The organism is Aeoliella mucimassa (assembly GCF_007748035.1).
Taxonomy (GTDB): domain Bacteria; phylum Planctomycetota; class Planctomycetia; order Pirellulales; family Lacipirellulaceae; genus Aeoliella; species Aeoliella mucimassa.
Map to the genome: position 1 here is coordinate 1,293,819 of NZ_CP036278.1, position 15,143 is coordinate 1,308,961.

Annotated in this window: 9 protein-coding genes; 5 read left to right on the forward strand and 4 right to left on the reverse strand. The window is 59.0% G+C overall.

Annotated elements, in window-relative coordinates; translation table 11 throughout:
* Positions 1–621: 621 nt before the first annotated feature.
* Together Pan181_RS05310 and Pan181_RS05315 are read left to right on the forward strand one after the other, a co-directional pair.
* Positions 622–927, forward strand: coding sequence for a transposase (locus Pan181_RS05310; protein ID WP_145245198.1), 306 nt, complete (start codon positions 622–624; stop codon positions 925–927).
* Positions 924–1,808 (forward strand): IS3 family transposase, encoded by an 885-nt coding sequence (locus Pan181_RS05315; protein WP_145245846.1) that lies wholly within the window; start codon positions 924–926, stop codon positions 1,806–1,808. The genes Pan181_RS05310 and Pan181_RS05315 overlap by 4 nt, the downstream gene beginning before the upstream one ends.
* Before the next feature lie 597 nt (positions 1,809–2,405).
* Here the strand turns inward: Pan181_RS05315 and Pan181_RS05320 are convergent.
* The 3 genes from Pan181_RS05320 to Pan181_RS05330 form a co-directional block, all read right to left on the reverse strand.
* Positions 2,406–3,104, reverse strand: a complete 699-nt coding sequence (locus Pan181_RS05320) for a pirin family protein (RefSeq protein WP_145245847.1) — start codon at positions 3,102–3,104, stop codon at positions 2,406–2,408.
* 60 nt (positions 3,105–3,164) lie between these two features.
* Complete coding sequence (locus Pan181_RS05325) at positions 3,165–3,659, reverse strand: MarR family winged helix-turn-helix transcriptional regulator (protein WP_231943751.1); 495 nt, start codon at positions 3,657–3,659, stop codon at positions 3,165–3,167.
* A 143-nt stretch (positions 3,660–3,802) separates the two neighbouring features.
* Positions 3,803–5,212, reverse strand: a complete 1,410-nt coding sequence (locus Pan181_RS05330) for an undecaprenyl-phosphate glucose phosphotransferase (RefSeq protein WP_145245848.1) — start codon at positions 5,210–5,212, stop codon at positions 3,803–3,805.
* A gap of 330 nt (positions 5,213–5,542) precedes the next feature.
* Here Pan181_RS05330 and Pan181_RS05335 point away from each other — a divergent pair, with 330 nt between their 5' ends.
* From Pan181_RS05335 to Pan181_RS05345, 3 genes are all read left to right on the forward strand, one after another.
* Complete coding sequence (locus Pan181_RS05335; protein ID WP_197528931.1) at positions 5,543–11,773, forward strand: alpha-2-macroglobulin family protein; 6,231 nt, start codon at positions 5,543–5,545, stop codon at positions 11,771–11,773.
* A 297-nt stretch (positions 11,774–12,070) separates the two neighbouring features.
* Positions 12,071–12,997: a DUF1559 domain-containing protein gene (locus tag Pan181_RS05340; RefSeq protein WP_197528932.1), complete on the forward strand. Its 927-nt coding sequence runs from the start codon at positions 12,071–12,073 to the stop codon at positions 12,995–12,997.
* A gap of 58 nt (positions 12,998–13,055) precedes the next feature.
* On the forward strand, positions 13,056–13,916 hold the full coding sequence (locus Pan181_RS05345) for a prenyltransferase/squalene oxidase repeat-containing protein (RefSeq protein WP_145245851.1): 861 nt from the start codon (positions 13,056–13,058) through the stop codon (positions 13,914–13,916).
* A gap of 5 nt (positions 13,917–13,921) precedes the next feature.
* Here Pan181_RS05345 and Pan181_RS05350 read toward each other — a convergent pair whose 3' ends face one another.
* Complete coding sequence (locus Pan181_RS05350) at positions 13,922–15,025, reverse strand: hypothetical protein (RefSeq protein ID WP_145245852.1); 1,104 nt, start codon at positions 15,023–15,025, stop codon at positions 13,922–13,924.
* Between the last annotated feature and the right edge of the window lie 118 nt (positions 15,026–15,143).

A 15,143-nucleotide genomic window follows, 5' to 3' on the forward strand; every position in this document is an offset into this window, starting at 1 on the left:
ATGCCGAGCCCGCGGAGATTTTGGCTAGCACCGACAGCTGGGCGCACCACGCATGGCCACTCCGAAAAACGCACCACGCCCAGTTGTCGGTGGGCGAAGCCCAAGAGGCCATGCGGTTAGCCCATCCGTGAGAATCGGTGTGCGTCCGTGGCTAGAACGAAGCCGTTTCACACGTCCCACATTAAACATCCCACACACTGCTGGTGATTGGGTAACGTGGCGGATCATCATCGAGCCGTTGCTACTGCCAACCGATCCGGAAAGGCTGTCGGCGGCAAGCCAGCAGTGGCACACAAAAAGCGGACGCCCCAGCTTTGCAACTCCGGCGCCACTTGGCCCACAAAATTGGCCGATCAGTCATATTTCGCGACAATGACGCTTGGATTACTCTTCCGAAATTGTTCGATGCTATCAACGGACACATGAGTCGCTCGGAGGTCGATAACCCGAATAGAGGGGAACGCAGAAAAGCATTCCATCACTTCATCAGTCACAAGACTGTCCTGGATGCTGATCTCTTCCAAATGCCTCAGACCTGCCAATTGCGAAATGTTGCGATAACCCAAGACTTTCGGACAGTGGCGGGAGCCGGAATAATGGTTCCCATAGGAGGTCCGAAATATGGACGAGCAAGCGAAGCGGCAGCGGCCGACGTATAGCGATGAGTTCAAGCGAGACGCGGTGCGACTGGTAGTTGAGGAAGGTTATTCGTTCAAGGCAGCCTGCGAGGCGGTGGGGGTATGCGATGCCACGCTGCGGGCCTGGCACGCCAAATTGGCTCCCCCGCCGGAGCCGTGCGGTGACGACGCCACGGTCGAGGAGATGCGAGCCGAGATCGCTCGGCTCCGCAAACAACTCAAGCGGACCGAACTGGAACGAGAAATCCTAAAAAAAGCCACGGCGTACTTTGCGAAGGAGTCGACATGAAGTACGCCTGGATTAGCGAGCACCGCGACTCCTTTCCGGTGGCCCTGATGTGCCAGCTCCTTCAGGTCAGTCGATCGGGCTACTACGACTCGGTCGACCGTCCGCGAAGTAAACGCTCCGAGCGGACGGCCAAGATTCACGAGTCCGTACGGCAGGTCTTCGAGGCAAGCGACACGATCTATGGTCCCCAGAAGATCGCTCACGAACTCCAGCAACACGAGGAGTTGGAGACGGCCTGTCGTAACACGGTGGCTTCTGCGATGAAAGAAATGGGCCTGAAAAGCCGAGTCCGTAAGCGGTTCACGCCGACGACGACCAAGGCGGATCCGTCCAAACAGCAAGCGCCGAACGTCTTGGATCGGGACTTCGATGCGGAGCGTCCGAACCAGAAATGGGTGACCGACATCACGTACTTGCCGACGCTGGCTGGTTGGGTGTACGTGGCGGTCGTCGTTGATCTGTTTAGCCGCAAGGTGGTAGGTTGGTCGATGAGTCATTCGCTGGCCACCCCGCTGGTGAGCGATGCGTTACGTCAAGCCATCGAGTCACGACAACCACGTACTGGCGAACTGCTGCATCACAGTGATCGCGGTTGTCAGTACACGAGTGAGAGCTATCAACGGACCTTGCAGACACTTGGCATCGAGTGTTCGATGAGCCGCCGGGGCAACTGCTACGACAACGCGGTTGCCGAGAGGTTCTTCTGGAGTCTGAAACATGAGTGGACGAAGCACTATGAGTACGCCGACCTTGAGTCAGCACGCCTGAGCGTATTCAAGTACATTGACATGTTCTACAATCGCCAGCGACTCCACCCGTCGCTGGGTTACACCCCCCCTGAAGCATTCGAAACCGATAACGCCCCGACCGTAGCGGCGTAACAGAATATGGCTCCCGCCGCTGTCCGAAAGTCTTGGGCTATCGCACTACGCATAGCATACTTGCCTACGAGGCCAATCGTGCAGCCTAAAACCATACATGCGAGAACGAAGTATCGCAGTGAAAACCTATACTTATTTGGTGAATGGTGGTGCAATTTTAACAGCCTAGAAGGTGGTTTAATCAAAACTCAATAAAGTGGAAGTGATTAGATTTTCCGTGGCCTGTAGTGAGTGATCCATAAACCCATAGATCGTACTCGGTACAAGCCCCCCCGAGAAGTTCGAAGTCGAATACGCCCCGGCAGTAGCGGCGTAACAGAATGTGGCCACCGCTGCTCTCTAAAAGTGTTGGGTTATCGCAGTATTCACAAGCTATCCCTCGCTTAGCCATAGCATTGTAGTCAATCGACTAAGTTGAATCGAACGTTGCGATAGCCCAAGACTTTCGGACAGTGGCGGGAGCCGGAATAGTGGTTCCTAGAGTGTGGGGCCGGGGGTGCTTGGCCCGCTCGAATAGATTTTCATGGGGAGCAAGAAATCCCACAAGTGATCTGCATTCGGCTCACTGCCGTTTGTTTGTGCTCGAAAGCAATCGAGTCACGCCAGGTCGAACAGCATCAGCTTCGCGTCTTGGCTGGCGGTGATCGTCAGTTCGGATTCGTCGGTGACCGACGCGCCGTCGCTGGTGCCGAGTGTTTCGCCATTCAGGGTGACTTGGCCTGCGAGCACTTGGAGCCAGGCGTAGCGGCCAGTTGGCAGCGTGTGATGACACGACTTGGCTGGTTGCAGGTCGACCAGGTAGATGTTTGCGTCCTGGTTCACCAGCAGGCTGTTGTCGCGACCGTCGGCCGAGGCGACCAACTGCAAGCGGTTTTGTCGGGCGTCGCTGGCAAAGCCTTTTTGCTCGTAAACCGGCGTGAGATTCTTCGCCCGTGGGTGCAACCAGATTTGGTAGAAGTGCACCGGCTGGTCGCCGCTGGGGTTGTACTCGCTGTGGGTGATGCCGCTGCCAGCGGTGATGCGTTGGAACTCGCCGGCGTGCAGCACTTGGGTGTTGCCCATCGAGTCTTTGTGCTCCAACGCACCGCCGAGGACGTAGGTAACGATTTCGATATCGTAGTGAGCGTGGGTGCCAAAGCCTTCGCCGGGAGCAACGCGGTCTTCGTTAATCACTCGCAGCGATCGGAAGCCTACGTGGTCGGGGTCGAAGTAATTGGCGAACGAAAACGTGTGGTAGGTCTCGAGCCAGCCATGATTGGCGTGGCCACGATCATGGGCTCTGCGAATGGTGAGCATGTTGGGCTCGTCGTCTGCTTCGTTGTCTATCGATGGAGAGTGGCTAGTTGGCGAGAACCATCAAGCAGAGCCTGTTAACTCTTGGCTGGCACGCACTTTTTCCATCAGGCGGGTAATCTGAGTAAGTTCCGATTTGGGAAGGTGTCCCAATAGTTTTTGATGCAGTTCCAGTAGTGGCTTGTCCATCTTCTTGAGTAACTGCAGTCCACGGGGGGTGATGGACACATGGATTATTCGCCGATCTTCGCTGCTTCGCTGGCGCGAAACGAGTTGCTGTTTTTCGAGTCGGTCGATTAATCCGGTAATGGCGGGAACCACCTGAATCATCCGGTCGGCGATTTCCAGCGACGGTAATGGCTGGCCTTCGCCTCGCAGGATGCGCAGCACGTTGTACTGCGACGAGGTCAAACCGTATTCACGGACAAACTTGCCAAAACGGTTCTGGAGCCGATCGCTGGTGCGGAGGATGTTTAAAGTTGCTTCCTGCGCAGGCGACTGAAATCCACTTTTCTTCTTAAGTTCGCTTTGCAATTTTGCCATGCGTTTGACCCCCAAAATCGATGGCTGAACAAAAAACTTTATGTGTGAACTATTCCTGCGTCAAGTGTGAGCAGCGGTTCACCCCCGGTCGGCTGGCTGTTGTTTACCATTATGATGAGAAACAACCATGGTCGTGACTTTGTGTCACCACCTGGGGATCAATAAGCCCCATCCTGTTTCAGCACCACCGCAAACGTGCGGAACAGAATCTTCATGTCCATCCACAGCGACCAATCGCGGATGTACTGATGATCGAAACGAATGCGACCCTCCATCTTGTCGAGCGTCTCGGTTTCGCCCCGGAAGCCCATCACCTGAGCCAGGCCGGTGATGCCCGGCTTTACTTTATGGCGGAGCATGTAGCCATCGATCAGCGGGCGGTACTGCTCGTTATGGGCCGAGGCATGAGGACGCGGGCCGACCAGCGACATGGTACCTTCGAGCACATTGAATAGCTGAGGCAACTCATCGAGCGACGTGCGGCGAAGCACCGCCCCGACGCGGGTCACGCGTTTGTCGTTCTTGGTCGCCTGCCGCACGGCGTCGCCATTATCGCAGCAGGTCATGCTGCGGAACTTCCAGACGCGAATCTCCTGACCGTTGATGCCGTAACGCTTCTGACGGAAGAACACCGGGCCTCGGCTGGTGAGCTTCACCGCGGCGGCGATCAGCATCATCGGAAGTGCCGCTACTGCCAGGATGGCCGAGCCGAGTACCAGGTCGCTCATCCGTTTGAGCAGCCCATCGACACCATACAGCGGGTTTTCGAACACGCTCACGGCCGGCAAGCCATTGATGTTCGTCCAGCGGGCGTGCAGCAGGTTGAAGACGAAGAAGTCGGGCACGATGTACACGCTGGCGGTTGTATCGCCCAGAGCGGCCAGCACCTGCTGAATCCGTTTTTCGGCTCGCATGGGGAAGGTAATGTAGACGATGTCGACCGAGCCACGTTTGGCGGCGGTTACCAGCTCGCTGAGAGATCCCGCGTGCGGGCCTAGCTCCTCTGGCAGCTCAGCGGTGCGGCTGCGGGGGCGATCGTCGAAGAAGCCGGCCACGCGAAGGCCCAGCCCGGGCGAGTATTGCAGGTTGCGGGCGAGCTGGATGCCGAGCTCGTTGATGCCGACGATGGCCACGGTTTTGGTGTTGAAGCCGCGGGAGCGGAGGAATTGCTGCAGCTTACGAAGCAGCACCCGCCCGGCCAGCATGGCCAGCGGGGTAGCCAGCACCCAGTAGAGCTTGGTGTGGTAGTGCAGGTGGGCGTTGAAGTTGGTGAGCATACCGAGGCCCAACAGCACCGGCACCGCGTAGGCCCAAGTGAGCAGAATGCAGCTCAACTCGCGTCGCAGGCTGGCTCCCCGCCAGCTACGGTATAAACCGCTCAGCTCGGAGACGGTTTGATGGACGAGAATGGCCGCAGCCGACAGGGCCAGCCACTCGTTGACCGTCATTCCAGGGGTAAAGTCGAGTGCCGAGAACATGCAGATCGCGATCAGGATTCCATCGATCAGGCGATGCAAGCTGTTCATCGGCGAGGCGTATTCGGCAATACCACGAGAAACTGGAGACATGGGCAATTGGCTTTAACAGGGGAAGTTCCAGAGCAAGACACCAGAGTAGAAAGCAATCGCCGTGCCGAGCCTTTTTTTGGCGAAATCTTTTGGTTTTGTTGACCCCCTTGTGGACATTTTGCAACACGTTGTTTCGAGAAGACGACATTGGAATTCTTCCTTGTTTTGTAGGGAACTTCCACTTTCGCAATCTCGTCCAAGTGGCGTATGTTGGCGGTTGCAGCAGACACCCCTCCTGATCTTCTCCATGAAGAGCCGAGGAGCGTGGACTCGTCGCTGGCCGGCCAGCTTGGACCCTCCGTTACTTTCCCTCTAGCTCTCCATATGCAGATGACTACGCTACGCTCCCGCAAAACCCTGTTTACCTCGCTTCTGGTGCTCACGGTGGCCACTACCGTGGTGCTGGCGGCCGAGGCCATCACCGGCGTGCCGACCCAACAACAGGCGAACAAAATGGTTCAGGACGGAAACTTCAAGGAAGCCCTCGCGGCGTTTCGCGAGCGACTTGCCTCGTCCGACGTGCCTGGCACTCAGCTCAATACCGAACTGCCCACTGCAGTGCAGTGCTTGCAGCGACTGAATCAAATGAGTGAGTTCGACGCGTTGATCGAGTCGACCCTCGACGCCCATCCCGACGACTGGCGAGTGCTAGCGTCGGCGGCGAACCAGTTCCGCAGCGTGGAGCACTACGGTTACCTGATCTCGGGCGAGTTCCAGCGCGGACACCATCGCGGCGGCGGTAAGGTGATGCACGCGACCCTTCGCGATCAGGTGCGGGCATTGCAACTGCAACTCAAAGCCTTGGAACTCGTCGGGGCCGACGAGCGGGCCACCAGCGAAGACAAAGCCCGCACCGCCCGGCAGTTGGCCGAGACCCTGCTGCAAGGCAACGGTGGCAACGCTGGCTGGCGACTGCAGATGCTGACCGACCTGGAGACGCTGCCCGACTACGAAGAAGGTTGGGGCTACTACGGCGGCAACCAGGGGGCACCCGTCAACGAAGACAACACCCCGGTGTTCCACAACCTGCCCGAAAGCTGGGACGCGGCCACCAGCGATGGCGAGCGTTGGCGGTGGGCCCTGTATCGCATGGTGAAGTTCGACGCGAACACGAAGTGGGACGAGCTAACGATCCGTGGCGACTTTCTCCGTAGCCAGTTCGGCGTGCAAACGCTCGGCGGTATGTTGCAACCGCTGATCGCCCGCGCCGAGGCCAGTGGCGAGCAAAGCGTCTACTCGCTGCACACGCTCGAAGACACCGAAACCCTCGCCCGACTCGCTACTGGCGTGCAGCGATTCACCCTGCCGGACGAACATAACTTCATCAAGCTCTATCAGCAGGCAATACTCATTGGGTCGCCGAAAGAACAAGATCCGAAGCCTCACGTTTACGAAGCGGCTATCCGACTCGCAGGTTTGTATGCTGATCGACGTCAGTATCCCAAAGCAGCGGTGAATTGGGAGTTGGCACTCGAAATGGCCCCGCAGGACCACAACCGTCAGTGGGTGCAGGAGCAGATCGACCAGATCAAGAAGCCTTGGGGACAGTTTGAACCAACGCAGTTGCAGGCTTCGGAAGCGGCCTCGAAGTTCGAGTTTCGCCATCGCAACGCCACGCAGGTGGAATTCACCGCCCATGCGATTAAGGTTCGCGAGTTGCTCGACGATGTGAAAGCCTACTTGAAGAGCAAGCCGCGGGAACTCGACTGGCAGAAGGTGCAGATCGATAACATCGGCAACCGGTTAGTGCACGAGAACCAGCAGAAGTACCTCGGCGAGCAAGTCGCCCAATGGAAGCTGGAACTCAAGGCCCGCGAGAACCACTTCGATAGTCGCGAGTCGGTAACTGCTCCGCTCAACAAAGCAGGAGCTTACCTGATTACCGCGAAGGTGGCCGACGGAAACATCTCGAAGATGGTGATGTGGGTGGCCGATACAGCGATTGTCAGTAAAAAGCTGGCAACCGAGACCCAGTACTTTGTTGCCGACGCGAACAATGGGCAACCGATCGAGAAAGCCAACATCGAGCTGTTTGGCTACCGATTGAACCGCCCGAAGCCGAACGAGACCCAGATTGATATCAAGCAATCGGCCGAGTTCACCGATGCCAACGGCCTGGCGATGGTGCCGATCGACAGCGATCCGCAAGCGAGTCGCTATCAATGGCTGGTGATTGCCACGACTCCCAGCGGTCGCATGGCGTATTTGGGCTTTGATCGGATTTGGGTGAACCAGAGGAATCAATCGCAGTACGATCGCGTGAACGCGTTCGCGGTAACCGATCGCCCGGTCTACCGCCCTGGTCAGACGGTGAAGTTCAAAATCTGGGTCGGCCGCTCGAACTACGAAGCCCCTATGCAAAGTGAGTTCGCTCACAAATCGTTCCAGTTGGAAATGCACAACCCCCGCGGCGAGCGCGTGGTTAACAAGCAAGTCACGGCCAACGCATTCGGTGGCATCGCTGGTGAGTTCGAACTGGAAACCGGCGCGACGCTCGGGCAATACCGTTTCCAACTCGTCAACTACGGCGGCGGCACCTTCCGAGTCGAAGAGTACAAGAAACCGGAGTTCGAAGTAACGGTCGACGCTCCCAGCGAACCCCTCGCGCTCGGCGATACGTTCGAGGCGACCATCGCGGCGAAGTATTACTTCGGCGAGCCTGTTCGCGAAGGGACCGTAAAGTACAAAGTCACCCGCACGTCGCGCGACACACAGTGGTTCCCCGTGGGGCGGTGGGACTGGCTGTATGGCCGCGGCTACTGGTGGTTTGGCTACGACTACGAGTGGTATCCCGGATGGAACGAATGGGGCTGCCGAATGCCGGCGCCCTGGTGGGGATGGAATCGTCCCCAGCCGCCGGAAGTGGTTGCTGAGGGCGAGGCCCCGCTCGACGAAGAGGGCAAGCTGAAGATCACCATCGATTCGGCGCTGGCGAAGGAGTTGCACCCCGATCAGGATCACGACTATCGCATCGAAGCCGAAGTGGTCGACCAGTCGCGTCGCACCATCACCGGCAGCGGTTCGGTGCTCGTCGCCCGCAAGCCGTTCGAGGTGTTTGCCTGGACCGATCGTGGCTACTACCACACCGGCGATACCGTGACCGCACGGTTCCAAGCCCGCCAGCCCGATGGCACGCCGGTCGAGGGCAAAGGCAAGCTTCGGCTGCTCTCCATCGCGTACGACGCCGAAGGCAAGCCGACCGAGACCGAGGTTCGCAGTTGGGAGGTCGATACTAATGGACAAGGCACTGCGGAGCTGCAGATTAAGGCTTCCGATGCTGGTCAGTATCGGCTGAGTTACGAGGTGACTACCGGCGAGAAGACCATGCAGGGTGGTTATCTGTTTACGATCGTCGGCGACGGCTTCGATGGCAGCGACTTCCGCTTTGCCGATCTGGAGTTGGTACCCGACAAGCGTCACTACGCCCCCGGTGAGAAGCTGCAGTTGCAGATCAACACGAATCGCATCAACAGCCTGGTGTTGCTTTACGTGCGTCCCGAAAACGGAGTGTACTCGGCCCCACAAGTTGTTCGCCTCAAAGGTAAGAGCAACACGGTGCCGATCGATATCGCCGTGGCCGACATGCCAAACTTCTTTGTCGAAGCGGTGACCATTTCCAATGGCAAGGTGCACACGGTTGTCAAGCAAGTCGTGGTTCCTCCTGCGGAGCGTGTGGTCAACGTCGAGGTGGCTCCCTCCTCCTCCGCTTACCAGCCAGGGCAAGAGGCTAAGGTTAAGATTCGCTTGACCGACGAAGAGGGCAATCCCGTGGTCGGCGACACCGTGCTCACGGTTTACGATCAGGCGCTCGACTACATCTCGGGCGGCTCGAACGTCGGCGACATTCGCAAGGTGTTCTGGGGATGGAAACGGAACCATCGTCCGCAGACCGAACACAACCTCGATCGTTACTCGTACAACCTGGTGCCACCCGGTCAAAAGGGGATGGCCTCGTTAGGGATGTATGGCAATTTGATCGACGATCAAAGTTTAGCATTGGTAGCCGATGAGGTAGCACCGTATTCGTTTGGCCTAAAAACTCGTAGCGCTGTTGCGGGGGTACCAATGAGTGCCGCCGCTCCGATGGCGCGAGGTGGCGAGGTGGCCGAAATGGACATGCTGATGGAGGCCCCTGCAGCCGCCGAACCAGCTTCAGGTTCTCTCGAAGTAGCGCAGCGGCAATCCTCCGCTGCGGCAATCGTCGAACCAACCGTCCGCAAGCAGTTTGCTGATACCGCTTACTGGGCTGCGTCGGTCGAGACCGACTCGGCCGGGCTAGCGGAAGTAACCTTTCCGATGCCCGAGAATCTCACGAACTGGAAGTTCGGCGTCTGGAGCCTGGCCCACGGGGCCCGCGTCGGCGACGGGGCCGCAACGGCCGTCACTCGCAAGAACCTGCTGGTGCGACTACAAACTCCCAGGTTCCTGGTGGAACGCGACGAAGTGATTCTGTCGGCCAACGTGCACAACTACCTGGCGACGGACAAGCAGGCGACCGTGCGTCTGGAGGTCGATGGCGACTACTTCGAGATGCCTCGCAACTTGGAGATGCTGATCGAGGTGCCCGCCGGCGGCGAACAACGCGTCGACTGGCGACTCAAAGCCAAGAAGGATGGGGTGGCCGTGATTCGGGCCATCGCCCTCACCGACGAGGAGTCGGACGCCATGCAGTTGGAAGTGCCGATCAAGGTGCATGGCATCGAAAAGCTCATTCCTCACAGCGGAGTACTGGCCAGCGACGAAGCGGTGCAGCAGTTCGAAATCGTGGTGCCGAGCGATCGCCGAGTGGCCGACACTCGCCTGGAGGTGCAGTTCTCGCCAACGTTGGCCGGCGCGATGGTCGACGCGTTGCCTTACCTGATCGACTATCCCTACGGTTGCACCGAGCAAACACTCAACCGCTTCCTGCCCGCCGTGCTCACGCAGAAAACGTTGCGGGAGATGGGGGTCGATCTCAAGGCGATTCGCGACAAGCAAACCAACCTGAATCCGCAAGAGCTGGGGGATGCCAGCGAGCGAGCGGCGGGCTGGAAACGCTACGAAGCCAATCCGGTGTTTGATCAGGCAGAGCTCGACAAAGTGGTGAAAGCCGGCGTGAACCGCCTGACCGAGATGCAACTCTCCGACGGTGGCTGGGGATGGTTCTCCGGGTACGGCGAGCACAGCTCGGCTCACACTTCCGCGACTGTCGTGCGGGGGCTGCTCGTCGCTCAAGAGAACGACGTCGCCCTGGTGCCTGGCGTGCTCGAACGCGGGCTGGCCTGGTTGGTGCAGTATCAACAGAACGAGCTCGAGAAGCTCGCCAACTGCGACGACGAAGGCAACCCTCGAGATAAGGATAAGCCTTACAAGCACCAGCCCGACAATCTCGATGCCCTGGTTTACTTCGTGCTAACCGACGCACAGCGTAAGAACGCGGCTCAGGTATCGGCCGAGCAGATGACCAAGATGCGTTCGGAGTTGTACGAACACCGCACGAAGCTGGCCGTTTACAGTCAGGCGATGTTCGGACTGGCTTTGCAGTACGAAGTCGACATGGAGCACGCAGGCGTCAGCAAACTGCGCGACATGGTGATTCGTAACCTCACGCAGTACGTGAAGCACGACGACGAAAATCAAACCGCCTGGCTCGACCTGCCTGGCGGGTACTGGTGGCACTGGTATGGCAGCGAGTACGAAGCCCAAGCTTACTACTTGAAGCTGCTGGTCGCTACGGATCCGAAGAGCGACGTGGCTCCTCGGTTGGTGAAGTACCTGCTGAATAATCGCAAGCACGCGACCTATTGGAATAGCACCCGCGATACTTCACTGGTGGTCGAAGCGATGGCCAACTACCTGAAGGCCACCGGCGAAGGGCAGGGCGAGATGACCGTTGAGGTTTGGCTCAATGGTCAGCGTCAAAAGACCGTGGAGATCACCCCCGCGGTGCTGTTCACGTTCGACAACAAGTTTGTAATCGAAGGCAACGACCTCGAAGCGGGTCGGCATACACTCGAGATTCGCAAAACTGGCGAAGGTCGTTTGTACTACAACGCCTACTTGTCGCTCTTCTCGCTCGAAGACGACATCCAGGCGGCCGGGCTCGAGCTGAAGGTCGACCGCAAGTACTACAAGCTGACTCCGGTCGACGCGAAAGCCAACGTGTCGGGCGGGCGAGGGCAAGTGGTCTCGCAGAAGGTCGAGAAGTACGAGCGGACCGAGATTCCGAATCTCGGCGAAGTCACTAGCGGCGATCTGGTCGAGATCGAGCTGACCGTCGAAAGCAAGAACGACTACGAGTACATCTTGCTCGAAGACCTGAAAGCGGCCGGTTTCGAACCGATGGAAGTCCGTAGCGGCTACAACGGCAACGAACTGGGAGCCTACATGGAGCTTCGCGATGATCGTATCAGCCTGTTCGTGCAACGCTTGATGCGTGGCACCCACAGCGTGAGCTATCGCATGCGGGCCGAAACGCCCGGCGTGTTCTCAGCCCTGCCGACCAAGGCCTCGGCCATGTACGCACCGGAGCTAAAGGCCAACTCGAACGAGATCAAGGTAAGGGTGAACGACAAGCCGTAGCCCCTTTGTCCCTTGCTTGTGGTAATCAAAGTAAGTGAATTCATCCATCGCCCTGCTGCAAGTGATTGCAGTAGGGCGATTTTAGTTTCGGTTCTCCGTGACTTGGTGTTGCTTTGCTCGTCAGTAGTGTCGGAGGATTCGACAGCAGTCGTTTCTGGATCCACCGATGGGTATGAAAGGCTGCGATGGGCCACGTTGCCGGTTGAGTTGGTAGTGGTGCATCTCGTAAAATTACGCTAGTGGCTTCGCCAATGTGTGATTGGCTTGGTGATCGCAGGAATACAGAAGGGGGGCGTCGTGGTGCGCCGAGAGAATCGGCCAGCGGCATTTACGCTGGTAGAATTGTTGGTGGTGATCGCAATCATCGGGGTGCTCGTCGCGCTGTTGCTTCCCGCGGTGCAGGCGGCCCGCGAGAGTGCTCGGCGGTCGCACTGCATGAATAGCCTGAAGCAGCAGGGCCTCGCTTTCCACAACTACGAGGGAGCCCATGGAGGCTTCCCTCCACGAAGGCATCGCCCCAGCCCACACCAAGGGTGGGGCCCCTACTTACTGGCGTACATGGAGCAGCAACCGCTTGGCGAGCAATACGACACCGAGCAGGACTTCTACGCTCCCGACAACCAGCCCTACATCCAAGTGCCGCTGCCTGTGTTTGTGTGCCCGACCGCGCCGCCGAGTCGCTACGTGGACATCATCGACCAAGATGGCACCGAAACCGGCGCCCGCGGCGCAGCAGGCGACTACTTTGTGCCGAACAGCGTCGACGCTTACTGGTGGCCCGAGGCCCAGCGGGCCGCCGCGGCCGACACCGCTCACTCGGCAGCGCTCCGCGACAATCAAATCCAGCCGCTGCGTAAGATCACCGACGGGCTGTCGCACACACTGCTCGTCGGCGAGTTCGCCGGCCGGCCCGATCATTGGATTCTCGGCGAGCAGCAACCGACTAACGACGGGCTGAAGTGGGCCAACTGGTGGGGGCCTTGGGCGTCGTACAATTCTACGATCTACAAAACCTTCTCGGCCGACGGCCGAACGCCCGGCGGGCCCTGCACGGTGAACTGCAATAACAACTGGGGGCTCTACGCCTTTCATCCCGGGGGGGCACACATCCTGCTGTGCGATGGCTCGGTGCAAATGGTCACCGATACGCTCGACCGCGATGTATTTGCCGGGCTGGTGACGAAAGCAGGCAGCGAGATCATCGCCGACAGCGATTTGCACTAGCACCAACCGAATCACTCAAAGATAGAACCACTCGCGCTTAGATCCAGGGAGTCGAACCATGCGGTATGTTTTCGTTTTGCTTGCCATCATTGCCTCGCTGCCCGACAAACCAGCGGCCATCGAGTTCCTGCAGCAAAAGCAAACCGAGTGCGGCGGGTTCATCTCGTTTCCAACGCCTGAAGGTGAAGAGCCCAAGCCAACGCTACGCACCACCCGCACCGGATTGCGAGGCCTCCGCCTGCTAGGGGGCAAGCCAGCCGATCGCGAGGGGGTGATCGAGTTTCTCAATGCGTGCTATCGCGAAGACGTCGGAGGATTTGCCGCGAATCCCGAAGCCGAGGCCGATCCCATTAGCACTTCGGTCGGGCTCATGATTCTAGGCGAACTGAAGCTACCGAACGACAAGTACGTGGAACGCGGCATGGCTTTCATGAACGAGCATACCGAAGGTTTCGAGCAGATTCGCATGGTCGCCTCGTCGCTCGACGAACTGGAGTACACGGTGCCGAACATCGACAAGTGGCTCGCGGTAATCGACAAGGCTCGCAACGACGATGGCTCGTTTGGCGAAGGGCCCGGTGTGGCTCGCTCTACCGCGCTGTACGGGGTGGCCGAGATGCGACTCGGACGCGAAGTGGACAAGGAGCGAATCCTCGAGATTCTCGACTCCGGTCGCCGCACCGATGGCGGTTGGGGCTCCGACGAGCCAGGCCCCTCGGACCTCGAATCATGCTACCGCGTGGTGCGGCTCTATCGTCGCTTGGATGCCCAGCCAAGAGATGCCGACAAGCTGCGGGCGTTCATTGCGAGCTGCAAGAACAACGACGGCGGCTACGGCCGCACGCCCGACGAAGTCTCGTCGCTACATGGCACCTATTACTCGGCGATTATCACTTACTGGCTCGATGGCGGAAAGTAACTCGCCTAGCGAGACGGCTCGGGATAGAGGGCGATCAGTTTGCCACCATGCCCGCAAGTCACCAACTCAGGGCCTTCGTGGCGGGCATCGAACTCGCCGACGAGCAGGTGATGCAAGGTTTGATCGCCGGAGTGGATGACGCGCGACTGCCAGTACCCTTCGCTGGTCTGCGTGAACTGCAGCACCCGTCCCGAGTAACCGCAACTGTAAATTTCGGGACCATCGACGGCCGGATCGAGATCGCTGAGCACGACTCCGCGGATTTTGGCGGTGTCGCGGCCAACCACTTCGGTTTGCCAGCCGTCGTTTTTGCGAGTGGCAAGCGTCACTTTGCCGCCATCGCCGCCGATGACGATGCCAGCCGGCCCCGACGTGATGCGGCTTTGCCCCCATGGGTCGGCCATGATCGTTTGATGGCACCAGCCAAGCTCCCCTTGCCAGAGCACCTGAGGACAGCCGTCGGAGCCGGTCGTGAGTAGCTCGAGGCCTGAGTGTTCGGCCAGCACTTCGGCAGGCAGCACCACTTTCATCCGATCGTTGGCCACGTAAACCACTTCGCCCGCGAACTCGGTCTCGCGATGCTTTAGCACCTGAACTCGGTGCGAAAAGCCGGTGACGATTACTTCGGTGCCGGGAGCTTTGTCGACGTCGCCGATGCCGACTCCGTGCAGCATGCGATCGTCGGTGTAGATTACACGGCTGTGCCAGTCGTCGCCTTGCTTCCAGGCCATGGTTGCCTGGCCTGGGCCTTCGAGCGACTCAGGACCGTGGACCATGCCGACGCCGACAAACTCGTTGCCAGGGTGGGTCGGATCGGCGTCGCCGATCGCGCCCATCAGTATCTCACCCGTGCTCTTGGCGATCCGCTGCGAAACCCAGCGATCGAACTGAAGGGCGAGCATCCATGCTTCGCCAGATTGTGTGGCGACTACCACCTCGTTGCCCGGCAGTGCGGGATCGAGGTCGCCGATGCTCACGCTGCCCATTTCGAAGTCGGCCGCGAGCAGCACCTCCGCCCGCCAGGTGGTCGTGGTCTCTTGGGCCAGGACGGAGGAGGCCAGAATCAGCGATAAAACGAGAGCAAAACCAAAGCGAGAGAGGGCGTTCATCGAAGCAGGCGAGCGGTTAGCGTTGGAGCCCTTCAGAAACAGGGCCGAAGCCGTTAGTCTAACCCTTGGCTGTTTGCCTGGTCAAACTCGCTGTGAGCCAACCGGACCTCGAGGTCCA